Source organism: Komagataeibacter nataicola (assembly GCF_003207795.1).
Lineage (GTDB): Bacteria > Pseudomonadota > Alphaproteobacteria > Acetobacterales > Acetobacteraceae > Komagataeibacter > Komagataeibacter nataicola.
On the sequence record NZ_NIRT01000015.1, the window covers coordinates 49,029 to 73,207 of the forward strand.

Here is a 24,179-nt window from a genome sequence, read left to right on the forward strand (position 1 = left end):
AAGGGGTGTATTTTCTCTATTGGTAAAAATGATGCACATGAAGATGCGATCAATTAACCGATGCTGTTCTCTGAAAACGTTAGTCGTCCGTTGATCGGGTTAATTCCTCCCAATCCGCAATTTCCCTTTCCAGGCGTGAGATCCGCTCACGAACCAAACGGAGAGCATCACTTCCAAGAAGGAGTTGCGGCGGGGGGGAAGCGGACGCAACAAGCTGGAGCACTGCGGCAGCAAGTTTCGCCGGATCACCCAACTGCTTTCCGTCTTTCTCCTGCCGCGCTGCGCGGATCGGATCGAACAGAGCGTCATAGTCCGCAATCGAGCGCTCGGTCCTTACCATCGAACGACCGGCCCAGTCTGTGCGAAATGATCCGGGGCACAGCGCCGTGACATGAACGCCGAAAGGTGCCATTTCGGCGCGCATGACCTCTGAAATACCCTGCAAGGCGAATTTACTACCACAGTAATACGCTATGCCGGGCATTGTGATGAGACCACCCATTGATGTCACGTTCACAATAAACCCGCTGCGACGTTCGCGAAAACGCGGCAGGAAGGCTTTGGCGATCGCAACCGCACCAAAGACATTAACGTCGAACTGGTGACGCATTTCCTCAAGGGGTGATTCCTCCAGCACGCCCTCGTGTCCATAACCTGCATTGTTGATGAGCACATCGACCGGGCCGTGATCTTCTTCTGTCTGTGCGACGATGGCGGGAATGCGGTCGAATTCGGTGACGTCACAAAGGACTGCACAGATATCCGGCAGTTGCTCCAGCAAGGATGCCCTTGCGGTTTGCGATCGGATCGTACCAATCACCCGATGACCTGCTTCAAGAGCAGCCTTGGCGATGGCCAACCCAAACCCAGAATTGGCACCGGTTATGAAAAAAGTCTGCTCTGGCATGGTTTTGCTCTGTTTGATAACATTCATGCCTTGACCAATAATATCATATTGATACGTTCTCTATCGCAATTCCTCTGAATTTCTTGCTCAATCCTATGAATTCTCAACCAAAATTCACTCCGCTCCTCGCGTTGGCCGCCGCACTCGCACCGCGACCTGGTTACAACGCCACGCCCTTGCCGGGTATCCGCATCCTGCGTTCCGAGACCATTCTCGAAGATGTGCCGGTCCTTTATCGCCCTGGTGCGGTCTTCGTTTTGCAAGGGGCCAAGCAGGGCTTTCTCAATGGCGAGATCTACCGATATGACGCCGACCATTATCTTTCCGTTTCGGTCCCGGTGCATTTTCGAATGGCCTCTCAGGCTAGTCCTGGTCAGCCTCTGCTCGCCATCTACTTCGATTTTGACCTGCATCTTGCTGCTGAAATCGTGACCACCCTAGAAGGACAAGTCGGTTATGAGGAGAAAACGCGGGCACGGAGTTTGGTTTCAAGTCGGATGGTATCTTCCATTGCTGATGTGCTCCAGCGTCTGCTTCATGCTCTCCACCATCCGCAGGAACTCGCCATTCTTGGCCCGGGTCTGCTGCGCGAGTTGCATTACCGCGTCCTGACAGGCCCTCAAGGTGGGGCGCTGATGGCGGCGCTGCGTCGCAATGACACGACCAACAGGATCGTGCAGAGTCTGGCAATGATCCGCGAAAACTACAATGAGGGCCTGTCAGTACCGGCACTCGCTACGATGGCCGGTATGAGTGTTCCTTCCTATCACGTCGGCTTCAAAGCCCTTACCGGAAGCACTCCGATCCAGTACATCAAAGCTGTACGACTGCATGAAGCCAGACTGATGATCACACGGCGCAAGGGATCGATTGCCGCTATTGCTGCTGAAGTCGGTTACGCCAGCGTTGCCCAGTTCAGCCGGGATTTCAAGCGCCATTTCCGCCGCAGCGCAAGTGAAGAGGCTAAATGGATGCAAGAGCATCTCGGAGAATCATTACAGGATTGAAGAAAAAGTTTTACGCCCATAGCTCCTTTGTCTATTTTATAAATACTTATATTATAAAACCGTGGTTTTGAGTGATATTATAATATCCTATCACTCAAAAGCGCTTGATGCTTCCAGCATCAAGATTAATTACGATATACCTCTTTCAAACCACTGCGCAGCAGTTCCTGCTGTTCAACCGATCCATCGACGGGCAGCAGGGTATGCCTAGAGCATGTCCACCAAAATCCGGTTCGGTGGACATGCTCTAATTTATTGTTTTTACGAGCATCTTCACCTGTCTGAATGCACGCATTCAAACAGGATCTGCTCTAGCAATCATCCAGCGGCCGTTGTGCCGTTCAAGTTCCCAACGATTCACGACCACGCGGTGAATTCGGTATCCCGTCGAGGCACCATGATTTGGCAGTTCACGCCGACGACCTTCATGGTCAAGATGAATAATCATGAGATAAGATGTGACAATTGCGACATCACCTCGCAAATCAATGAGCGGCAGACCGGTAAAATGAGCAAGGCCGCCTAGAATGGCCTCGTGATGCTCTGGTCTTTGAATAAATGCTGCGATCTCTTTGGCACCTTTAGCGCCGTCAAGGGTAGCCCCCCGGTCGAAGATGCCATCCTCGCGATACACTGAAAAAGTATAGTCCGCATCACCCGTATCGGAACTTGGCGGATGAGAGGCGATAAGCTCGTATATCGCGAGCTTATCTTCAATTACGCGCAGTCTATTCTCGATATCCGATGTACTAGATGGATTCATGGTTAATTGTTTCTTTCAACAGAGGCGTTAAGCCTGACGTGCTGATTATGATGCCGATTATTTCTTGGGAAGCCACGATGGAAGCCAAAGCGTGGCAATTAACAGAAGACCATGAATCGCGCAGAGCAGGCCGAATGTCTCAGTGAATATCGTCGAAACGGGGTGGGAAACGACAGCAGCAGAGAGTCGCCATCCAAGGAAGGTGGCGCAGAGCGTTGTTATGGTTGGCCCACCCATCCGCTGTACGATGTTCAGCGCGGTCGTTGCCATAGGAATGTCCGGCCGTGCAACGGACGCATAACCCGCGCTCATTGCAGGAATCCCGACTGTGCCGATGCCGGCACCACGCAGGAACAGAGCAATGGCCAATATGCCGACATTCAGACCGGTATAAGCAAGGACAGCGAGCAGCAGCGAGCCGACACAGGCGCATAGTGCGCCACAACTGGTCAGCCTGCGGATACCAAAGCGGTCCGTGAGATGTCCCATCAGGGGATAGGTACACATCATCCCCAGCCCCAGCGGCAGCATGAACAGGCCGGTACGGTCGGATGAAACGCCACAGGCATGAATGAGCCACACCGGCAGCAGCATCTGTCCGGCAAACGTCACCCCATTCAACAGGAACATGGTCATCGCGGCCGCTGAAAACGCAGGCGTGTGAAACAACCTGAGATCGATCAGCGCACTGTCACCTTTCCGTTGCGCCCAACGGAAGTACGCAACAAACAGCAGCAGAGCACCGCACAGGGATATTGGCCCGAGAAGCTGGCCCGCATGATCGGTTCCATAAAGAAGGAAAATCAGCGCAGGTGCCAGCAGGGCTAGCCCCGTCATATCAAGCGAGCGAGGCCGCACCTCAGCCCGATCGTCAGGCAGAAACAGGACGGCAAGAACGAGCGCCAGCAAACCGAATGGCAGGTTGAGAAGAAAAATCCACCGCCAGGACGCAACCGACAGGATCGCGCCTGCAACGACCGGACCGAGAAGCGGGGCAAGCAGGACCGGCATGGTGACCGCACTGGCCACTTTAGGCAAATGGCTGCCCGCTGCGCGGGCAACCATCATCTGCGCCATAGGTGCAAGCAGTCCACCCGCCATCCCCTGTAAGAGGCGGAATGTGATGAGTGACGAAGCGGACCACGCCAGGGCGCAAAGACCTGAAGTAATCGTAAAAGCTCCAAAACACCCCAGATAAACCGCCCTGCCGCCGATACGACCAACAAGCCATCCACTCAACGGCAGTGTCAGGGCAAGTGCCAGCAGATAGCCGCTCACTACCCATTGGATGACCGAAAATGGTGCATGCAGTGTCGTGACGAGATCCGGCAGCGAGACATTCACGATCGTCGCATCCAGTTGCGACATGAAAGACCCGATCGCTGCGACGCTGACGATTTTCCAGATGCCCGCCGGAAGTCGGGCGGGCTCTTGCGATTGCGGCAAAGCTGTTGCTTTCAGATTTGTGTCACGGCATTGAAAAACCGCGAACTACTACTTTTTTCTCAGGATTCTAGAGTGATGGAGTCACTGGTCGTAACGCGGCCAAGCATCGGGAAAACGTGGTCACAGGCAAAGCGCTGCATTTCTTCAGCGAAAGTGGATGTCAGATCTTCTGCGATCACCACGCCGTAACCGTGCTCATGTGCGGCGCGGGCTGTGGACTCGACACCCATATTTGTTGCGATACCACCCAGTACGATCGTCGTGATTCCGCGCCGCCGAAGCTGAAGATCCAGATCGGTTCCATAGAAGGCACCCCACTGTTTCTTTGTGACAAGCAGGTCTGTCGGCTCGGCCAGCCCCTCGACCAGTTCGGTCCAGTCAGGGGCAAATCCGCCCGGGGGCGGCGCAAAAGGGCGATCGACCTCGGTATGCACGGCATCCGCGAAATCGGGCGCAAAGGCGACATTAACCAGAATGACGGGCGAACCTGCAGTCCGAAAACGGGATGCAAGCTTTTTGGAGCGCTCGACAACCGCCTCTCCTGTAAAGGGAGCCAGCGTGCGATCGACAATACCTTTCTGGAGATCAATCAGGATCAGGGCAGTCCGGGGCGCTGAAAGAGAAATCATGACGGTTCTTCCCTGTTTGCTCATATGTTTTACGGACTCGTTGTCCGCTGAGCGCGGAGTTGATAGAAATTGAGGAAGCACTCAAACTGGGGTAATATTTGAGCATGGACTCAACTTCGTCAAGCAAAAAGCGGACGGCGCTTCAGCCGCGCCGTGCAGTCGGCCGGCAGAGAGTGGCGGAACTGCTGGCGGCTGCGTCCGATCTCATGGCGGAGCATGGCTATGAAGCCACCACAATGGCGGAGATCGCCAGCAGGGCCGGCGCAAAGATCGGTTCGCTCTACCGTTTCTTCCCCAACAAGGAGGCCGTCGGGGAAGCACTTTTGCAGCACCACATGGCGATCGTGCATGACGAATATGAAGCGCTGGCAAAGCGGGCAGCAGATCTTTCACCGGAAGATTTGGCTGATATCCTGATTGACCTGCTCGCGGTGCTTTATCCGCGTGTAAAATCCCTTCCGGCGCTGATGGAAGCGCATACTGACCGGACGGAAATCCGAGACCGGTCACGCCAGCAGGCTCTGGCCGGTATTTCGGCCGCCCTGCGGGTGTGCGCGCCCGGACTGCACGAGCAGACGGCCGGCGATATTGCGGCGGTTGTCCTGAACAATATGAAGGTCATGCTGGGTATGACCCTGAAGGACGCTCCGACAACACCTGGTGCTCCGGATGAACTGCGCCGCATGAATCGGCTCTATCTTTCCGCCCGACTTGGTCCCTGCCAGAGAAAACAAATGGCCGGAAATTCAACAAAGACACGCTGATCCATTATCCAGAATATCGCTCGGCCATATAACGTCCCGGAGACATACCCAGCACTTTGCGGAACATCGTCACGAAACTCGGTACACTCTCATAGCCTAGATGCCCCGCAACCTGCTGGATCGTCGCACCATCTGCCAGCCATTGAACAGCAAGCATGACGTTCAACTGCTGCCGCCAGCGTCCGAAACTCATGCCGGTCTCCTGGCTGATCAGGCGCGACAGGGTGCGCTCGCTGACTCCGGCCTGTCTGGCCCAGGTATCGAGCGTTTTCCGCTCACCTGGCGCCCCGGTCATCATGCTGACAATCCCTCGAAGACGCCTGTCGACAGGCATGGGAAGATGGAGATCCTCGATCCTGGCCCGTGCAAGTTCATCAAGAAGCACGTCCAGCAGGCGTGAGTTTACGCCGTTTTCTTCATAGTAGAGTGGCAGTTCGGATGCCCGAACCAGCAACTCGCGAAGCAGCGGCGTTACGGCGACCGCACAGCAGGTTTCAGGCAAGGGAGGACCAAGCGCGGGATCAATGAATGCATTATACCCCTCAAGCGCACCGCTTATCCTGATGGCATGGCGTGCCCCGCCTGGTATCCAGATGGCACTACGCGGCGGAACAACCCATAATCCGCTATCCCCTTCGCAGGTAAGCGCGCCGCGTTGCACCAGCATAATCTGGCTTTTGGCATGACTGTGAAAGTCCAGTTCCATGCTCTCAGCCTGCCCGGCCGCATAACCGTAGGTTACGATCGCCCGGGGAACGTCATCCGGTTCGATCCAGTCTTCCGTCTTCGACAATTCGTTCAGCATGGGCATAGACGTATTTTTGACGGCAAGGATCAGTTTGGCAAGATTGAATAATAATCTGACCTGATATCTGAATGACGCCATATCCATGCAGGACTATTCCTGAGCAGACAATCAATCAAAATTTTCAAGATCCTGACATCTGCGAAAGGACGCCCCATGAACACATTGACCACTAGCCCAGTCATTACCCTCCTGGAAACGCTGCACAGGAATGCAGAAACGTCCGACCGCGAACTCATGGAAACCATGATGGCGCGCTTTAACGCACCGGAAACATCGGCTGAACAGGTGATGGCAGAACTACTTGCCCAAGAAAGAGCCGACTATCGGAGCGTCTATCACGACTATGCCGACAATTTTCTCGCCGTCTCGCCGCGCTACGGTCAGTTTCTCTACATGATGACACGAGCCTGCAAAGCCCGTCGGGTCGTAGAATTCGGCACGTCTATGGGAATCTCGACCATTTATCTGGCCACGGCCCTTCGTGACAATGGTGGCGGGCAGTTGATCGGTAGCGAAATGGAACGCACCAAGGTGGCACAGGCGCGGGCAAATCTTGATGCAGCAGGCTTAGCTGATCTTGTGGATATTCGTGAAGGCGATGCGCTTGAAACGCTCCGCGATATTGATGGACCGGTTGATCTTCTCCTACTCGACGGTGCGTTCTCGCTCTATCTGCCAGTTCTGAAACTGATCGAACCCCGGCTGGCACCCGGCGCAGCGATCTTCGGCGAAAATGCGTTTGATCCGGACTACATCGCTTACCTGAACAACCCGGCGAATGGATATTTGTCCCAGACGCTGCCGCTGGACGAAGGCCGAGGCAATGGGTTCGCTGTCAGGGTCGGGTGATGTCACACGGAGAGCAGCCAGATTAAATCTTAAAACCTAGATATTGACATATCTCGATGTATAGCTATGTTTGGCAGTGTCACTCACCCACAGAAGGAGACGCCCGGTGAAGTTTGCCAATCAGCTCGATACCGACGCCGAGCGCTTCGGTGGTTACAAAAGGTCAGGCATTGAACGCGAAACCCAAAAATTAGCGCTTGATGCCCGCAGCCGGCTCAACGAGGCTTCTGCCGGACTGTTCTGATCCCGAGTGGATATGAGGCCTTTCATGCCCTCGTACATTGATGTTTCTCAATATCTAGGATTCGCAAAATGCAGAACTCGGTTCTCTTCGACAGTCTGACCCTGGGTCCGTATACCCTCAGAAATCGGATCGTTCTCCCCCCGCTCACACGTTCTCGCAGTTCCCAGCCGGGAAACATCCCCAATGATCTGATGGCGACCTACTACCGCCAACGCTCCAGTGCAGGGTTCATGGTGACCGAGGGGACACAGATCGAACCACGTGGGCAGGGATATGCGTGGACACCCGGCATCTACAGTCCCGAACAGGTCGAGGGCTGGCGCAAGATAACCGATGCCGTTCACGCCGAAGGCGGAACCATCTTCTTGCAATTATGGCATGTGGGGCGCGTATCTCATACCTCCCTACAGCCTGGTGGCGCCGCTCCGGTCGCGCCGTCGGCGATCCCGGCCGACAATGTCAGAGTGTTCGTTGAAACCGGCCCGGGCCAGGGCGCTCTCACACTACCGTCGGCACCGCGCGCCCTGACCACCGCAGAGGTCAAGGAACTGGTCCAGCTCTATGCCCAGGCCGCGCGCAATGCTCTCGATGCAGGCTTTGACGGCGTGGAGATCCACAGCGCGAACGGCTATCTGATAAACCAGTTCATTTCTACCCACACCAATCAGCGCGAGGATGAATATGGCGGCTCACTGGAAAACCGACTGAGATTCCTGGCCGAAGTGACGCAGGCGGTTGCCGATGTCGTCGGTAAAGAGCGCATGGGAGTTCGCTTTTCTCCCCTGTTCGCCACCACCGACGAGGACCGCGTCTATCTTGGTCTTGTCGAGGAAGACCCCCACACGACCTACATCGAGGCCATAAAGGTTCTCGAAAAAGTTGGGATCGCTTACGTCTCGATTGCCGAGGCGGATTGGGATAACGCGCCCGAACTGCCTGAATCCTTCCGTGCGGACATACGGAAAAACTTCAGCGGCCGGGTTCTTTATGCCGGCAGGTACACTCCCGAGCGTGGCGTGCGCGTGGTCAAGGCAGGCTTGGGCGATCTGATTGCCTTCGGCCGGCCCTTCATCGCAAACCCCGATTTGCCGGAGCGTATCGCTCATGGCTGGCCACTCAATCCAGTAGATCCGAAGACCATGTATGGCGGCACCGCCAAAGGATATACTGACTATCCCACCTATCAGCGTTAGGCGCTTCAGGCCGTGTCCAGACATCTGGACACGGCTTCTGACGCTTCCAGCGTAATTAGGTCCATCCAACAGGCAGCGAAATATTGCTATATTGGAATTTCTCGCTATATGGAGGATCATGAGCATCGATATCAACGACGCACTGAAGGCCCTGGACAACCCCGCCCGGCTGGCAATCTTGGCGAAGCTCAAGGACCCTCGCAAGAATTACCCTGAACAGGAAGTTGATCCTGAACAGGTAGGTGTCTGCGTGAGCATCATACAGGAGCGGGCCGGTCTGTCTCAGTCAACCATTTCGCTGTATCTGACAGCGCTGCAACGCGCCAAACTTGTCACATCGCAGCGCATAGGCCCCTGGACCTATTACAAGCGCGATGAGGCGAACATCGCAGCTTTTTTGAAGCAGTTACAAGACCTGATTTGAATGGCAGACTGTCCTCTTTGTTCAAACTTTCTAAAGTTCAACAGTTAGACGTTCTCGCGATATTCCTAGCAACTGTGTTTAAGCGGCGGAGCTAATGCGCCATGGCAGGCCTGTTTTTGAGGACGGCGTTGGCGATTGTGATGAGACACCGTGCGATAGCGACGATCACCAGTTTATGTGGCTTACCCCGCTCCTTCATGCGCCTGGCAACAGCTTTCAGAACTGGATTATGGCAGGCCGCTGCCAGTCCTGCCTGAAACAGGACGTGGCGGAGAGATCTTCTCCCCCTGGAATGACACGTTTCCCACGCATCGCGCCACGATCATGAGCCATTGGCGCAAGTCCGGCCATGCGCAAAGGCCTGACCTGCTGGCTGGCTGGCGACATCCCCTACGGTTCCGCGCATCAGGCAGCAGATGCTGCCCAGGGCGGCGAGCAGAACCCATTTGTCCCACATATCCTGCAGGATGTGGGCGGAACACACGGTTTCAAATCCGGGGCCCGACAGAGCTTCCGCAATACTGCGCGCCGCTGGCGTATCACGACCTTCCCGCTCCCCCACGGAAAGCCAGGGAAGGGAACCTGTTTGGACAATGCGCCCTTGCGCATCAAGCTTGCTGACGATAAAGCACGTGCCTCCCATGACCGCGGCAGGACCAAAGCGGTCTGCCAGAATATCAAGATGCTGCATGCCGTTGAGCAACGGGACAATCCGTGTCTGCGGTCCCACCGCAGGCGCAAAATCGTCCATTACAGCCGTCAGGGAATAGGCTTTTACGCTGAGCAGGATGATGTCGTAGGGATCGTCAATGTCACCGGCCATCACCATCCGGGGGGTGATGGTGACGTTGCCAATGGAACTGATCAGGCACAGGTCCTCGGCACGGAGCTGCTGCAGGCGTCTTTCCCGCACCAGAAAGGTCACGTCATGCCCGGCGCGGGCCATGCGGGCGCCAAAATACCCACCCACGGCACCCGCGCCGACAACAAGAATTCTGGAACCCATCACGCTGTTTCCTCTCTTTAGTCCACCCTGACGTGTTGCGGTTGAAGGCGAGTTGAAGCGCTCTGGAGGTAGGGGTCAAGACAGGCTCAGAATCTCGACCTTCCCGGGTGCCGGGCCTTGATGCCGGCCTCGTCGATATAGGTCTCGACGACCTGAAGGCTTTTGTGCCGCGAGAAGCGCTTCAGTTCCAGAAGGTCATACCCGTCTTTCGCTCCCGTGGTGATGGCCCCGCGGCGCAGGCTGTGCCCGCCAAAATCCCCTTCGAGGTGGGTGTCGCCGCATCGCTTACGGATGATGTCCGTGACCGCCCGGTCCGACAGGGCGTGCGGCCCGATCCTGGGCGAGGTCCCGACGGGAGTGGTGCCCGCCCTGCGGTCCCGCGCTGACCAGATGCGCCGGAAGACCGGGCCTTCCGTGATCCCGGCCTGCCGGAGCCAGGCTTCGTACGCCAGAACCGGGCAGTTCCGGGTCAGGCCCCGCGGAATGCCGATCAGCGCGCCCTTGCGCTGGGGATCCCCCTTGGACCGGCCCAGCCGGATCTGCATGCCATCCTCGTCCATCGTGATGTCGTCCACCTTCAGTGCGGCAAGCTCGGAGCGTCGGAACGCGCCGGCAAAACCGAGGAGCAGAATGGCCCGGTCCCGCGCGCCGACCAGATCATGTGGACTGATGGTATCGACGACCCGGACCAGCCTGTCCCAGGTGAGCGCGGTTTTCTGGCGGGGCAGGGTCTCCTTTGCCTCCCGACGGATGCCGGCGAGGGTTGCGGTCACCATCGGATGGGAAGTCGGCACAGCGATCTGGGCCAGGTGGTGCAGGTAGCGCAGGGCGGCACGGTGCAGGTCGATGGTGCTGGTCCTGCGCCCCTGCAGCGCCATGTCGGCCAGATAGGCGGCGACGTCTTCACCGCGGGCAGGCAGGGCGGGCAGGGCATGGCCAGCAGCCCACTGGCACCAGGATCGCACGGCGGCACGATAGGTGCGCAGCGTGTTCCCGGCCTTGCTGCGGTGCATATAGGCATCGGCCGCCTGACGGGCGGTGGCAAGGCGGCCATCATGTTCAGGTACGGGTTGTGCCGAGACGACGGAAAACCATTGCGCGACGGTAGCTGCCGGCTGGCCGACGGGTGCAGGAGGCGCTGCGTCTGACGTCTCGGGACAGGACCCTACGGACTGGAGCGGTCGGAACCAGGCCAGGAAGCTGGGCGTGCCGTCATCAATTTCCAGTCCGACGGCCAGTTCAAACCCCGATGGGGCATTGCCAACATGGTCCTGAGCCATCTGCTGGGCCGCTGCGGCATATGGCACGCCCTGCGCGAGAGGGGTATCCGGGGAATAGGTGCCGTCCGGCCGCTCGATACCGGCCAGAAGCAGGGGCAGGGGTGGGGTGAAACGCGCGGTCGAGAGGATTTCGCGCCAGCGCGCCGGATCCTGTGTCTCGGCCAGACGCTGCCGTGTCAAATGGTCAACGCGGGCGTGCAGCGCGGCCTGCGCGCGCCTGCTGGAGCCGAGGATCCGGACGTCGCTCAGCATGACCGGCTTTCCCGGTCAGAAGCCCCCTGGGTGCAGAAAAGGTGACCGGGGTCGCCCCTGCCTCTTTTCCGCTGGCCCGGTCTAGGCTGGGCCAGCGGTTCGGAAGGACAGAGCCGACCGCTACGCGGGCAGCAGGGGAGGGGCAGACAGGCAGGCAGGGTGGAAAGGCTCTGGAACAGGCGCATTTTGGGATTTTTGTCGAAATGCCTCATGAATGGAAACAGAAATCCTATTTTACCAACCACCTATTTGGCACCGTCCAGTTAATCGTGGCCGAAAATGCCATCCAGCGCGGTCGGGAGCTCTGTCAGATTATCCGCGTCCATAATGCAGCGACCTTGAAGGTTTTTTCGTGGTTGAACAGTAAACTACATGTTTGTCAGAGACGAAGAGAATACCGGGCATACCGGTTTTCTCCTGTCCGAATAAGAGCACCACGCGCCACCAGATCAACCAGATCACGCGTCGCCGTGGCAGACGTCGCCCCTGTAATCGACCGATAATTCTGGGCACTCAGGCCACCTTGAAAACCATCAGGCCCTTCTGCCAGCATTCGAAGCAGGGCCTTCTCCTGACGAATGTTCAGTTTTCCGCGTAAGCGATCCAGAAACCGCGTTTTCTCAATAAGAAACCGGATATTCCGAAGCGTGCGGGATTGCGCCTCCAACACGACCTGAGAGAACCAGACCATCCAGTTCTCTATCTGGTTCGTCTTGCTGGCCCGATGCAGTTCGAGATAGTACGCTTTCTTGTATGTATTGATGGTCGCGGCCAACGCCGTCAGCGTTGGGGCTGCGAGGGTTTGCGCCAATGCTTTTTCAGCAATAGCCCGTCCGATGCGACCATTTCCATCTTCAAAGGGATGAATGGTCTCAAACCACAGATGCGCAATCGCAGCCCGCTCAATCGCGGGCAAGGGGTCAATCCCGCCTGGGGCGGTCCTGTTAAACCAGCCGATAAACTGCGCCATCTCCGAAGGGACGCTTCGAGATGGCGGGGCTTCGAAGTGGATGTGCGGCGCATGGATGGGGCCGGAGATAATCTGCATTGCCTCGGCATGCGTCCGATACCCGCCAATGACATCCAGATCTCGCCGACCATTCATGAGCATGGCATGCCACTCAAAGAGACTCTGGTCAGTCAAAGGGGCCGCATAATGCCGATAGAGGTCCGCCATCAATTCAGCAGCCCCAGCCTCAGTTGGCGTAGAACGTCGCCTGTCTGTGGCGAAGCCAAGGTGTCGCGCAATCGACGATTGCACACTGGCCCGATCAAGCACCTCGCCTTCAATAGCGGAGCTCTCGACCGTTTCTTGCGACATGAGTTGAACGACAAGATGCTGATTGGCGTCTTTGTCCAGATGCTGCATCGCACCGACGACCACGCCTGAACCTTTTAGGAACTCCGTTTCGGCGTCTCGCAGACAGCTTTTCTCGAAGTGGAAATGTGGCCAGTCCGGAAGCTGCCAATTCCAAAGCATGATTGATACCCCAAGGCTCTATCAATCATTATATCGCATTTTTATGATTGATAGAAGTCTAATCTATCGATCCTTCGGCGTGACGGATTATGCTGCGTATGAACCCAGAGTGGCCCGCAGCATTCCATAATGTTCACTAAGACGGGCATCTGGCGGAACACGGTGTGATCGCTGCCAAGGGAATTACGAACGTGCAGGAATTGGGACGGATCATCGAGACGGCGGAAGGCGCGCCAGGTCAACCTGCGCTTCATGGCTCTGGCCAGCCATTATCTGTCGAGGCGACCTTCTGCAATCCGGCAGCGGGATGGGAGAAGGGGCAGATCGAGAAGACCGTGCGGGATGCACGGCGCCATATCTGGCAGGATCTGCCTGCCTTTGCGGATCTGGTGACGCTGAATGCCTGGCTGGAAGCCCGCTGCCTGGACTGCTGGGAACGGCTGCAGCATATCGAACTGGCCCGGACCATCGCCGATGTCCATGCAAGCCGAGCGTCCTCACCTCATAGTGCCGGGGCGTCCCTTTGACGGGTTTGTCGAACAGACCAGGCGCGTCTCACCAACCTGTCTGATCCAGTTCGAAGGCAACCGCTATAGCGTGCCGGCCTCCTTTGCCAATCGTCCGGTCAGCCTGCGGGTTTATCCCGACAGGCTGCGCATTATCGCCGAAGGGCAGGTTTTGTGCGTGCATGACCGGATCATCACGCGTTCGCATGTGATCGAGCGGATTTTCCGGCATCAGGCTGCTAACCATGATAACGAATACATGATGATCGACAGCACGATTGTCCGTGCTCGCCAGCATAGTGCGGGCACCCGTAAAAAAGGGGCACAGATCAGGCCATCGAACGGTCCCGCGGCGGACTGCCCGGAAGATCCTGCGATCCGCATTACGATTCAGTGCCACCCTTCGGTAGAACGAAGCCCAGAACCTCGGCCAGATGGTCGCGATAACGCGCGATCGTCTCGCCAACGTGCGGCTCCTTGATGACGTTCGTTGCGAGATATGTTGAAAGCGGTGCCATGCCCAGGAACTCGTTGGCCTTGTGGAATGGGAAGTAAATTCCGTCGATGCCCTTACCTTCGAAGAACTGCGCCGGATCGACAAAGGCTTCTTCCGGGGCGTTCCATGTCAGGGAGAGCATGTAATGCTTTCCTTCCAGCAGGCCACCTGATCCATATTTGCGTTCAGGATGGGAGCGGCTGCGCCCGTCATTGGCATAAAGCGAGCCATGACCGGCTGTGAAGACTTCATCCACATATTTCTTGACGGTCCACGGTGCGCCCATCCACCAGCCCGGCATCTGATAGATGACCAAATCCGCCCACAGGATGTTCTCGACTTCAGTTTGAATGTCGTAGCCGCTGTCAATCTTCGTCTGGCGAATGCTGAAACCCGTGTCCGAGAGGAGTTCGAGGGCGACGTCATGCAGCGTATCGTTCAGACGACCATGAGAGTGGGCGAACACCTTGCCACCATTCAAAAGCAGAATGTTTTTCATCAGATAATGTTCCAAAAGTTCGTAAAAACAGATAGATACGGACACAACATGGGCTGCTGTCCCAGATGGGACTTGCCGTGGTGAGAGGGTCCCTGCTTCGGCCGGCCGGTTTGTTGCATTCCTGATTTAATCATGCAGTGCATAAGCCGGCTTGATAATAGGCTAATTCTCCATATGACTTTTGAATGGAGTTCACATATAGGCGGATACGATGGATAATCGTGTGTGGGAGATGCAGGTCTTCGTTCGGGTCATTGAGACAGGCAGTTTTTCCGAGGCAGCCCGTCAACTCCTGATGAGTCCTTCGACGGTCAGTAAACTGATTGGTCGGATGGAGGATCGGCTGGGCGTTCGTTTGGTGGAGCGTTCAACCCGTCGTCTGTCTCTCACGGATGAAGGCCGGCTGCTTCACGAGAGGGGAACGGCCCTTCTGTCAGACCTGCACGACATCGAACAGGAGGTCAGCCAGGGCGGGGACATTACCGGGGGTACGGTGCGCGTCAATGCGTCGGTTGCGTTCGGCGTTCTCGGTGTCGAACCGTTCCTGCCTGAGTTCTGGCGGCGGTACCCCAATATTATCGTTGATATGTCGCTTTCAGATGAAATCGTGGACCTATATCTTGATCGGACAGATGTGGCTTTCAGGGTCGGTCCATTGACCGATAGCAGCCTGACTTCTCGCAAGGTGGGGACTGCCCGTCGAATGATTGTCGCAGCACCCGGCTATCTGGAACAGCATGGGGTGCCAGAAAAGATTGAGGATCTGGATCATCATAACTGCCTCGGTTTCAATTTCCGTCGCGCCGCTCCGATCTGGCCTTTACGGGATGGCGGAAGGATCGTGGATCGCCTCATAAGTGGCAGCCTGCTGGCGAATAACGGGGAGACGGTGCGTCGCATGGCAGTCGCCGGAGCGGGATTGGCTCGCCTTGGTGACTATCATGTGCGCGATGATGTGGAGGCGGGGCGGCTGACAGAAGTACTGGCCGACGCAGGGCATGGGGATGTCGAAGACATTCATGCCCTTTATCTTGGTGGAACACGAATGCCTTATCGCATCCGGGTGTTCCTTGATTTCATGATGCCTAAGCTTCAGGAATTTATGAAACGGAGATGAAGAAGCACCATTTCCGTATCCTCTATCGGTGGGCTTATCCGGGATTTTGTGCGGGGCCATAGACTGGGGCTGGGAGGCCCTATGACATGGCGATTGACAAAGACGTTCTGGACCAGTTGCTTGCGGGGCGTGATCCGCGCGAATTATTTGCCAGCGGTGGCCTGCTGGACGAATTGAAGAAGGCGCTGTCGGAGCGGCGGAACCGGCGGAACGGTACCTCGAAGAAGACGGTCCTGACCGGCTCGTCGCAGGTGACGCTGGACATTCCCCGCGACCGGGCGGGGACATTCGACCCGAAGCTGATCGCGAAATATCAGCGCCGTTTTCCCGACTTCGATGACAAGATCATCTCGATGTATGCGCGCGGCATGAGCGTGCGCGAGATCCGGGGCCATCTGGAGGATCTCTATGGCATCGAGGTCTCGCCGGACCTGATTTCGACGGTGACCGATGCCGTCATGGACGCCGTGACGGAATGGCAGGGGTGGCCCCTGGATACGTGCTATCCGCTCGTGTTCTTCGACGCGATCCGGGTCAAGATTCGCGACGAAGGCTTCGTTCGCAACAAGGCCATCTATATGGCGCCAGGCATCCTGCCGGACGGCACGAAGGACATTCCCGGCCTGTGGATCGAGCAGACCGAGGGCGCCAAGTTCTGGCTACGCGTGATGAACGAACTGAAGCATCGCGGCGTAGGCGATATCCTGATCACCGTGGTCGACGGGCTGAAGGGCTTCCCCGAGGCGATCGCGCCCTGCTGGCGGCGCGTCTGGGACAATGTCGTTCCCTTCTTTGCCTGCCCCGAAGCCGTTCGGAAAATCATATACACGACCAATTCCATAGAGGCGATGAACTCGAAATTGCGCCGGGCCGTCCGCGCTAGGGGACATTTCCCCAATGACGAGGCCGCGATGAAGTTGCTATATCTCGTGCTCAATCACCTGGCGCAGGACTGGAAGCGCCCGCCACGTGAATGGACCGAGGCCAAAACGCAGTTCGCCATCATCTTCGGCGAACGCTTCACTCTCTGAGGGAAAACGGCCCCGCACAAAATCCCGGATAGGCCCCGACATGGGCATGCAGCGCCGCCTGCGCCTGCCGGTTGGAACCGAGGATCCGGACGTCGCTCAGCATGACGGGCTCGCCCGGTCATATGGTCCCCGGCCCTCACATGGCAGCAGGGGAGGGGCAGGCAGGCAGATGTGGTGCAAAGGCTCGGACACAGGCGCATTTCGGGAGTTTTGTCGAAAATCTTTATTAATGAGAATAGAAATCCCATATTATCAATCATCTATTTTATACCTTAATTATGAGAATATCCTCAATTGCAGTGAAAAATATCCTTAATTATGCGAAAAAATGATTCCGAAATTTTCAGAATGAGATTGCTTTTGCTCTCATGTCAGACATCCAAGTGGGTGTGACCATCGCCTGAAAGCGGACGTTATCAAGCGAACCGCGATAGACAGAGTTGGGGACGTTCGAGGTCTATCGGATTAGAGGAGTGAATCGCGGAGACCACACATTCAGCAGCGCCTGCCAAGGTATCGATAGCAGACATGAACGAATGTTATTGCCTTGTCAGCGGCGCAGCATAGCGACAAGATCGACGAAAGGCTCTGCCGACGCTACGTGGCGCTCAGTTGCGGGTGGCATTGATTGTCGTTGGGTGTCGTCTGCCAAGATTACCAGAAGTCCGAAGTCACTCTCCGATTATCGTGGCGCTCCGTAGGAGGTTGTCGTTTTCAACGATTGCGGCGACCTCTTGGTAGATCTGCGCATCTGCTTCGACGTCCACCGTTTCGATCGACATGACGAGTGAATAGGGCATTTTCCGCAACCAACGTTCGCCGCGCTTCCTGTCGCCCCACCATCCCTTGACCGGTAGGACCCCAATACCTCCCTTATGGAGAAGATCAGACGCCGGACCTGTCCAAACGTCGTGATGCAGTGAGCCCCGTCGGGCATTAGCGGGACCGATCTCGAACCGGTCATCCTCATCGAGATCTTCAGCTTCATAGTCTTCTTCACGCATGAGTGTGTTAACGCGAGCAATCGCCTCCTCGTCATCGTCATCGATCCCCTTCAGGACGAACCGAAGCTTGGCCGACGCGTAGCGATTGGACTGCTGGCGCGTTGAACGCGTTGGATTGGGCTCGACGAAATAGGACAAGGTGACGCGAAGGCGGACTTCATCGGCGCCGAGTTCCTCGAGCACATCGACCGGCCATGGCAGTTGGTGCCACTTCATCTCACCGAGGGCGATGCTGTTGCCCGATCCGCGACGATAGACCTGAAGTTCGTCTTGGATGATCATCGTCATTGCATTGTCGAGACTTGTCAGCGCACGCATGCGATCAGGAATGCCGAACCCGTATCTCTGGAGAAGTTGACCATAGTCACCTCGGGTCGGTCGCGTCGGCAGGCGCTGCAGCATCGCCGGCGTCCAGCGTGCCGAATGGATTATCAGAGCGCGAACAGTTTGGGGCGTTGCGTCGGGATAAGCCGCCATGATAGCAGCAGCTAGCCCACTCGCTGCTGCCGTAGCGGCGCTCGTCTCGCCAGTGCAACTGAAGCGGTGAGCGGCAAAGTCACGCGCTGTAGTGACGATGCTGAGGTGGGGCGCGTGCAGGGTTCCGACGCCGTCTACATCAGCGACCCTATTGCCGCCTTCCATTACGATATCAGGCTTATTGCATAATATGGGCCGTTGCCACGCAATGCTGGTTCGCGAAGTGGGGCAGAGGTCGCCCTCTGGCGCCACATGATCCGGTGGCAATTCCTGATCGACGAAACGTGTGCAGGCACCGACTGTAATCGCATTGAGCGCTTGCGCCGGTGAGCGCATCGGGGAGGCATCGTTCAGTGCGATGTAGTCCGCAGCCATGTAGGGCTGTTCATCGATATTTCCGGCCGGAACGAAGAAGAGCCTCTGCTTGCCCGGTCGACCGAAGGCTAACTGGTCAATCACAGTCGAGAGGCTCGATGGATGTCCATTCGAGCGCTCACGGGGGGCGCTCATAGAGAGCGAGTAGACGCGATTGGCGCGCGTGGTGCGTTCCATCAAGCGGACGGCAGCGCGAACGGAAGTGCCCGGAAGAGGCTGCGAGGCGCCAGGGACTGCCGGTGGCAGCACCGTCACGGATTCCAGCCGATGTGTCAGGATGACCGGATCGGTGCTGGCGAGGAGCGGTGCAAGATTTCCATAGAGCGCGACGCCAGCCATGCCGGTGCCATGGCCGTGATGATCATTGGCGGCCCATGCGGTGTTCACCGTCAGGGTACGACCGGCCTCAATAAAAGGTGCAAGGAGAGGGTGTGTACGGCGCACGCCGCTGTCAAGTATGCAGACGCGGGGGGCGTCTTTTTCTGGTGCCACTATCTGGTTCAGGAGGGCTTCGGCTGCTGCGGCCTGTTGACCAGGCATAAGCTCCAGAAGGTGTGCCATAAATGAGGAGGCAGCGCGCAATTCTGCTACGACAGGCACGCGCTTAATTAACGCCGTAATCTGCCGCTTTGTGCCGTATGCGCGCACCACAATGGCTTCAGGAAACGTGAGATGCCCCCTTTCGATGGTGATATCGAGTTCAGGTGCGCTATCTCTGATCCAATCCTCTGTTCCGGGACGAAGCCAGAGTTCCCATGCGAAAGGCTTGTTGTGTGACGGCGGTTTACCTTGGTCCGTCCAAAGATCGCCAAACTTCGTCGGACGAATTTTCTCGAGGTGGTCGAAGAATTCCTCGTTGGGCGGGGGCTTGCCCTCTCCCGCCTGGCTATTGGCATAGGCTTTGGTCGATTTCTTAAAGCTGTCGATCTTGGTAGTGCGCATAAAGACGTTCGCAGTCTGTCGCCCCTCATCGACCTTTACCGAGAGAAGATTGATGCCGCGCCGAGATGAATCGAAGAAAGCGAGCGGCATGGGCCTCTGACTGGACGCTTCAAAGCTCAGATAGAAGCCGCGATCCGCCTCGGGGATCAGGACTTGATCAGCAACCTTTGCGGCGGCACGCGCGGCCGCCGCATCGACGGCAGCAACGAGAACCTCGATGTGCTGCCGACGGTTGGCGCGCGGCATTCTAACGTTGCGAATTATGGGCGAAATGCCTCGAAATGGAATTGCACGGCCGTTGCGGCGAACAAAGAGGTGCGGATGCTCCGCCATGCTACAATCTGATCCTTGATTAGAAAGTGTGCCCGTTCCGCCGTTCGCTAAGCGCTGTCATCAGAAGGCGGGAGTCTAGGATGCCTTCATGATCGAGCACAGCTACGCGCGCAGCGTCGATCGCGCCGCGAGCAATGTCGCAGTGGGACATACCGTTGGTTTCTCCCATGAGTGAATCCCAATCGAGGCTACTCAGATCGAAGGTCGTGAGATTGTTTTCAATTACGGCGCGCGCTTGGGTCTGGTCGGGCAGCCCGTAAGTGAAGATCGCGTCGAAGCGCCGGAACAGCGCTTTGTCGAGCAGTTTGGCGTGATTGGTGGCAGCCAGAATAAGGCTCGTGCTGCGGTCTTCCTCTAGAAATTTGAGGAAGGCAGTCGCGATGCGTCGTGCCTCACCGACGTCATTGGGCATCGAGCGTTCAGCGCCGAGAGCATCAAGCTCGTCGAATAGATAGACGCCACGGTTGTTGGCGATAGATTCAAAAACAAGGCGCAATTTGGATGCGCTTTCGCCCATATATTTCGTGATGATGCCATCGAGTTCGATCGTGAAGAGTGGGAGCGATAGCTCACCTGCAAGCGCAGCCGCAGTGCTGGTTTTTCCTGTACCAGGAGGCCCGCTCAGCAGCAGCTTGCGGCGGGGGCTAAGCCCAAACTCATCGAGTTTGTCGCGCTCGCGTTGCTCCTTCACGATACGCTTGAGCGCTTCTGACAGACGGTCTGGCAAAACGAGCGAGGACAGCCTGATCAGGGGGAAGCTGGCACTAAGAAGTCCGGCGAGTTCGCCCTTCGGCCGCACCATGGGTATAGGGTCGCGCGTGCGCTCGATCGAGGCGATCTGGTTGCGCGCCTCTTCAATGAGATCACGTAGCTCTTCCGCAACACGGGAATGACCGCGCTTGGCTGCGTCCGCAGCAAGTTGCAACGCGATTTGCTCGAACCGGCTGCGATCGCCTTTGGTGTGGCTCCTGACGAGCGAAATAATTTGGGCGGCGCTGGCCACTATTCCCCCCGACGCGACAGCAAATGTTCAATGCGCAACTCTATGCCCGATATTTGCGATGTCTCCAAGGGAATTGAAAGATGGTAGATCATTTTGCCAGTGCCTTTGAAGTTCAGAGGTTTGATTGCCTAGCGTACCTTAGCGCACCTCGAACTTGATCTTCCGCACCTCGGCTGGTTCTGGCTGCCACGGTGCACGAAGTTGAAGTTTGAGCCATATGTCACCCGTGTGGCTTGGTGTCACGATGAAGAGGTCCTGCCCGCGACCGCCGAAACCAGTCGAGGGTTTAGTCCCACGTCTCTCAATATGAAGTCCGTCGCAATCCGAGGCCTCCCATCGAAAGCCCGTTCCGCCGGAAAAGGGCAACGCGAGCTCGACCGCTTGCCCAACATTAGCTCCGATGACGCTTGTTCCCTTCTGCACTTCCGTCACCATAGGCAAGTCAACCTCACAATCTTTCGACCTCTATCGCGATAAAGGGAAATTCCTGATCCAGCCCGCACTGCCCATAGGCAATCCGGCAAAACCCATCCTCCCCCCAACTACTGGACCAGCTGTTCTTGACGATCCAGCATGACGCGTCGTCGTCATAACCCACGACGCAGACGGCATGGAGGCCAATTTCGTCACCTGTAGCATGTTCGTATACGCCGCTCTTATAGTACCGGAAATCGTCGAAGACTCGCATACCCGCGACCACGGGGCCGCGTACTAGCGCCCATCGGCGATCATCCGCGCTGTGGGCCGTTTTCCAAGAGGAGACTTTAACAGCAGGCGGAATGGACTTACAGGTCGATCCAACCACATAGGGGAAGTCCGCCTCTAGACCGACGCCTTGGCTGGCGCGTCCCAGCGCGGGGATGAAATCCCACCCGGTATCGCAGCAATCGCCGCAGCCACAATAAAACAGGTCGGCTTCTGAGAGATCAACACTGGCTGGCTCATTCTCCTGGATCGCGAGCGCGCTTTCCATTGCTGCGCAGGTAGCGAAGGCCACACAGGATCCGCATGTATCTTGAGAGCGAATAGGTGACACGCGGCCCTCAGTACGCCAGTCGATTTTCGCAGGCCGCGTTCCGCGAAACGCCTCGGGCATCATTGTAGCGACCTGCAGCGCCGGCGCGTTGAGGCTCGTTCGCCGCAAACCAAATTGTCCAGAGGTTAACGCGGCCGCTGCGACGGGAGTTTCCCCTGCGACCCATTTGAGCTTGCGCGCGACAATAGCTCTTTTGACTTCGGCCAGATTCATCGCTTGGATCAACTCCTTCAACAGCTTGTTTACTCGCGATATAGCACCAGCTATTCTAAGGGGGAAATAAGCGGGCAGCACACCACAGGATACAGCCGACCTCCTGAAAATCCATACACTTGCGCTAGTTGATCCGCACTCAATGATCGAAAATGGCGAGCTAAACGTCCGACAAGGGTTGGTAGCCGTCATGAACGTGAACACTTTGAATGGCTGCTCTCAGTCACCCCTTCTCGGCGACCGACTTTTTGCTTTCCTCCATATTTGCGTTCTTGGTCATGTAATAGAGTACGGCAGCAAAGAAACTTTTCTCCTTTTCCTACGATGATACGACAAATGAAGCCGTGAGCCCGATAGGGTGCTGAGTTTGGATGCTATCCAACATTATGAATTGCATTCATTCGTCGCTTGATGGGGGAGGCGCGTGTGCATTCGTCTATCGGGTCCATCCAAACCGCTTGCGATGTAGATGATGCAACATGGGAATTGGCTACCAACCGCAGTGCACTACTGCGTCCGCTGGCTGAGGCTGAATGCTCGAATGCGCTGGAGGTTAGGTATGTTGCTCAACGTCTTGGTCTTAGCGTTCAGCATACCTACCGGCTTATCAAGAAACTTAGGGAGGAGAAAACTACCTCGGCGTTAATCCCTCATGCGCGCGGTCCACGACTAGGGAGCAGACGTCTATCAGATGCCGTCGAGCGTCTGATTATGGAAGTCGTGAAAAAAAGCTACCTGCAGCGCGAAAAACCGACCTTGACGCGGGTTTATCGTCATCTTTGCGAAGCATGCCGGGCCGTAGACCGCAAGCCGCCGTCCATGAAAGCGCTACGTGCCAGGATAAACGCTATTGACCTGAAGAAGCAGGTGCGTCGTCGCGAAGGGCCTGCGGTTGCGGAAGCACATTTCCACCAGATTAAAGGCAGCTTGGAGACGACGCGACCGCTGGAAATTGTCCAGATCGACCATACCAAAGTCGATCTTATATTGGTCGATGACGTTACACGTTGCAGCATTGGCCGTCCGTGGCTGACCCTGGTTTTGGATGTCCACACCCGCATGGTGCTCGGCTTCCTCCTTTCGCTGGAGGCTCCGAGCGCAACCTCGGTGGCACTGGCTGTAGCGCAGGCGGTGTTGCCAAAGGACACGTGGCGGGCAGAGCGTCTAATTGAGCATAGTTGGCCTACGGCAGGTCTTCCAACTTGCATTCATGTGGACAACGGCGCCGAATTTCATAGTCGTGCCTTCGAACGTGGCTGTGCACAGCATGGGGTCGAGATTGTTTACCGACCGCCTGTAACGCCTCGCTATGGAGGACATATCGAGCGACTGATGGGTACGCTGATGGGACGGATTCAATGTCTGCCGGGGACGACCTTCTCAAATGTACAGGTCAGGGGAGATTACGCGTCAGAAGCGCGGGCCTGTCTATCCTTCCGGGAATTTGAACGGATTTTGGCACTGGAAGTCCTAGGCCCCTATCATAATGAGGTCCACCGTAGCCTTGGTTGCACTCCGGTCGCCCGCTGGGTTGAGGCGACGCAAGGGATTTCCCTGCGGCATCCGGTCGATGAACAGGGATTTTTGCTCGATTTTATGCCGTTCCAGGAGCGGGTGGTTCGCAGGGACGGCGTGCGGCTATTCAACATCCAGTATCAGGATGGGGCACTTGCACACCTGCTCGGACGGCCAGGCACAAAGATGCGAGTGAAATACGACCCACGGAACCTGTCGGCAGTGTTCGTGGAATTGTCGGACGGTGATCACATTCGCGTTCCGTATGCGGATCTGCGCCGGGCGCCCATTACCTTGTGGGAACATAGGGAAGCAGTGCGAACGCTGCGGCAAGAAGGTCGACGATCAATCGACGAACACGCAATCTTCTCCGCGATTGTAACGCAACGCGCTATTCTCGACGAAGCGAGGGGTAGAAATCGTCAGGCAAGGCGCAAGACGGTTCGCCGCGAGGTAGCACATGCTCTGACACCAGAGCCAGTCCCGGCAGAGGGTCAAATTACTGAAGAAGATGATGCTCGGATTGCCTTGCCGCCGCCTGGGGCAACCAGTGGCGTGGAGATCTGGTGATCATGGGCAC

At 56.8% G+C, this 24,179-nt stretch carries 21 protein-coding genes and 3 pseudogenes; 11 read left to right on the forward strand and 13 right to left on the reverse strand.

What is annotated here, in order from left to right:
- Nucleotides 1-79: 79 nt before the first annotated feature.
- On the reverse strand, nucleotides 80-934 hold the full coding sequence (locus CDI09_RS09950) for an oxidoreductase (protein WP_249034014.1): 855 nt from the start codon (nucleotides 932-934) through the stop codon (nucleotides 80-82).
- Between the two features lie 56 nt (nucleotides 935-990).
- Here CDI09_RS09950 and CDI09_RS09955 point away from each other — a divergent pair, with 56 nt between their 5' ends.
- Nucleotides 991-1,914, forward strand: a complete 924-nt coding sequence (locus CDI09_RS09955; RefSeq protein ID WP_249034015.1) for an AraC family transcriptional regulator — start codon at nucleotides 991-993, stop codon at nucleotides 1,912-1,914.
- Between the two features lie 295 nt (nucleotides 1,915-2,209).
- Here CDI09_RS09955 and CDI09_RS09960 read toward each other — a convergent pair whose 3' ends face one another.
- The 3 genes from CDI09_RS09960 to CDI09_RS09970 are packed head-to-tail and all read right to left on the reverse strand — an operon-like array spanning nucleotide 2,210 to nucleotide 4,752.
- A complete protein-coding gene (locus tag CDI09_RS09960) occupies nucleotides 2,210-2,677 on the reverse strand; it encodes a nuclear transport factor 2 family protein (RefSeq protein ID WP_078524660.1) in 468 nt (155 codons plus the stop codon).
- 57 nt (nucleotides 2,678-2,734) lie between these two features.
- The gene (locus tag CDI09_RS09965; protein WP_078524659.1) at nucleotides 2,735-4,123 is read right to left on the reverse strand and encodes a DHA2 family efflux MFS transporter permease subunit; all 1,389 of its coding nucleotides are present in this window, start codon (nucleotides 4,121-4,123) and stop codon (nucleotides 2,735-2,737) included.
- 59 nt (nucleotides 4,124-4,182) lie between these two features.
- Entirely contained in the window at nucleotides 4,183-4,752 is a 570-nt protein-coding gene (locus tag CDI09_RS09970; protein WP_078524658.1) for a hydrolase, read from the reverse strand.
- A gap of 104 nt (nucleotides 4,753-4,856) precedes the next feature.
- Between CDI09_RS09970 and CDI09_RS09975 the strand changes: the two genes are divergently transcribed.
- The gene (locus CDI09_RS09975; RefSeq protein WP_078524657.1) at nucleotides 4,857-5,516 is read left to right on the forward strand and encodes a TetR/AcrR family transcriptional regulator; all 660 of its coding nucleotides are present in this window, start codon (nucleotides 4,857-4,859) and stop codon (nucleotides 5,514-5,516) included.
- A gap of 4 nt (nucleotides 5,517-5,520) precedes the next feature.
- On the opposite strand, the gene CDI09_RS09980 is transcribed toward CDI09_RS09975, so the two are convergent.
- Nucleotides 5,521-6,408 (reverse strand): AraC family transcriptional regulator, encoded by an 888-nt coding sequence (locus CDI09_RS09980; protein ID WP_078524656.1) that lies wholly within the window; start codon nucleotides 6,406-6,408, stop codon nucleotides 5,521-5,523.
- A 69-nt stretch (nucleotides 6,409-6,477) separates the two neighbouring features.
- Between CDI09_RS09980 and CDI09_RS09985 the strand changes: the two genes are divergently transcribed.
- The 4 genes from CDI09_RS09985 to CDI09_RS09995 all read left to right on the forward strand — a co-directional run bounded on the left by CDI09_RS09985 (nucleotide 6,478) and on the right by CDI09_RS09995 (nucleotide 9,034).
- Complete coding sequence (locus tag CDI09_RS09985; RefSeq protein ID WP_010512209.1) at nucleotides 6,478-7,173, forward strand: O-methyltransferase; 696 nt, start codon at nucleotides 6,478-6,480, stop codon at nucleotides 7,171-7,173.
- Between the two features lie 106 nt (nucleotides 7,174-7,279).
- Nucleotides 7,280-7,417: a hypothetical protein gene (locus CDI09_RS18170; protein WP_167370175.1), complete on the forward strand. Its 138-nt coding sequence runs from the start codon at nucleotides 7,280-7,282 to the stop codon at nucleotides 7,415-7,417.
- Nucleotides 7,418-7,485: 68 nt separating this feature from the next.
- On the forward strand, nucleotides 7,486-8,610 hold the full coding sequence (locus tag CDI09_RS09990; protein WP_078524662.1) for an alkene reductase: 1,125 nt from the start codon (nucleotides 7,486-7,488) through the stop codon (nucleotides 8,608-8,610).
- 118 nt (nucleotides 8,611-8,728) lie between these two features.
- Entirely contained in the window at nucleotides 8,729-9,034 is a 306-nt protein-coding gene (locus CDI09_RS09995; RefSeq protein ID WP_078527724.1) for an ArsR/SmtB family transcription factor, read from the forward strand.
- Between the two features lie 352 nt (nucleotides 9,035-9,386).
- On the opposite strand, the pseudogene CDI09_RS10005 reads toward CDI09_RS09995, so the two are convergent.
- The 3 genes and pseudogenes from CDI09_RS10005 to CDI09_RS10015 all read right to left on the reverse strand — a co-directional run.
- A pseudogene (locus CDI09_RS10005) lies at nucleotides 9,387-10,040 on the reverse strand (2-dehydropantoate 2-reductase); the annotation flags it as partial.
- A gap of 86 nt (nucleotides 10,041-10,126) precedes the next feature.
- The gene (locus CDI09_RS10010) at nucleotides 10,127-11,572 is read right to left on the reverse strand and encodes a tyrosine-type recombinase/integrase (protein ID WP_078524663.1); all 1,446 of its coding nucleotides are present in this window, start codon (nucleotides 11,570-11,572) and stop codon (nucleotides 10,127-10,129) included.
- 379 nt (nucleotides 11,573-11,951) lie between these two features.
- Complete coding sequence (locus CDI09_RS10015; RefSeq protein WP_078524664.1) at nucleotides 11,952-13,052, reverse strand: Fic family protein; 1,101 nt, start codon at nucleotides 13,050-13,052, stop codon at nucleotides 11,952-11,954.
- 225 nt (nucleotides 13,053-13,277) lie between these two features.
- Here CDI09_RS10015 and CDI09_RS10020 point away from each other — a divergent pair.
- Both CDI09_RS10020 and CDI09_RS18555 read left to right on the forward strand, forming a co-directional pair.
- Nucleotides 13,278-13,766: pseudogene (locus CDI09_RS10020) on the forward strand (Mu transposase domain-containing protein); the annotation flags it as partial.
- A pseudogene (locus CDI09_RS18555) lies at nucleotides 13,761-13,918 on the forward strand (IS5/IS1182 family transposase); the annotation flags it as partial. The pseudogenes CDI09_RS10020 and CDI09_RS18555, both read left to right, overlap by 6 nt.
- 23 nt (nucleotides 13,919-13,941) lie before the next feature.
- Here CDI09_RS18555 and CDI09_RS10025 read toward each other — a convergent pair.
- Nucleotides 13,942-14,553 carry an NAD(P)H-dependent oxidoreductase gene (locus CDI09_RS10025; RefSeq protein ID WP_078527726.1) on the reverse strand — a complete coding sequence of 204 codons (612 nt, stop codon included), beginning with the start codon at nucleotides 14,551-14,553 and terminating at the stop codon, nucleotides 13,942-13,944.
- 211 nt (nucleotides 14,554-14,764) lie between these two features.
- Between CDI09_RS10025 and CDI09_RS10030 the strand changes: the two genes are divergently transcribed.
- Entirely contained in the window at nucleotides 14,765-15,670 is a 906-nt protein-coding gene (locus tag CDI09_RS10030; RefSeq protein WP_078524665.1) for a LysR family transcriptional regulator, read from the forward strand.
- 86 nt (nucleotides 15,671-15,756) lie between these two features.
- Nucleotides 15,757-16,701: an IS256 family transposase gene (locus CDI09_RS10035; protein ID WP_110571307.1), complete on the forward strand. Its 945-nt coding sequence runs from the start codon at nucleotides 15,757-15,759 to the stop codon at nucleotides 16,699-16,701.
- Nucleotides 16,702-17,372: 671 nt separating this feature from the next.
- Here CDI09_RS10035 and CDI09_RS10040 read toward each other — a convergent pair.
- From CDI09_RS10040 to CDI09_RS10055, 4 genes are all read right to left on the reverse strand, one after another.
- Nucleotides 17,373-19,832, reverse strand: a complete 2,460-nt coding sequence (locus CDI09_RS10040; protein WP_078524667.1) for a S8 family peptidase — start codon at nucleotides 19,830-19,832, stop codon at nucleotides 17,373-17,375.
- Nucleotides 19,833-19,851: 19 nt separating this feature from the next.
- A complete protein-coding gene (locus CDI09_RS10045) occupies nucleotides 19,852-20,835 on the reverse strand; it encodes an AAA family ATPase (RefSeq protein WP_078524668.1) in 984 nt (327 codons plus the stop codon).
- A gap of 138 nt (nucleotides 20,836-20,973) precedes the next feature.
- The gene (locus CDI09_RS18975; RefSeq protein ID WP_078524669.1) at nucleotides 20,974-21,270 is read right to left on the reverse strand and encodes a protease inhibitor I42 family protein; all 297 of its coding nucleotides are present in this window, start codon (nucleotides 21,268-21,270) and stop codon (nucleotides 20,974-20,976) included.
- Between the two features lie 13 nt (nucleotides 21,271-21,283).
- Nucleotides 21,284-22,084, reverse strand: coding sequence for a C1 family peptidase (locus CDI09_RS10055; RefSeq protein ID WP_165399223.1), 801 nt, complete (start codon nucleotides 22,082-22,084; stop codon nucleotides 21,284-21,286).
- A gap of 486 nt (nucleotides 22,085-22,570) precedes the next feature.
- Between CDI09_RS10055 and CDI09_RS10060 the strand changes: the two genes are divergently transcribed.
- Complete coding sequence (locus CDI09_RS10060; RefSeq protein WP_236944619.1) at nucleotides 22,571-24,169, forward strand: Mu transposase C-terminal domain-containing protein; 1,599 nt, start codon at nucleotides 22,571-22,573, stop codon at nucleotides 24,167-24,169.
- The last annotated feature ends 10 nt before the right edge of the window (nucleotides 24,170-24,179 follow it).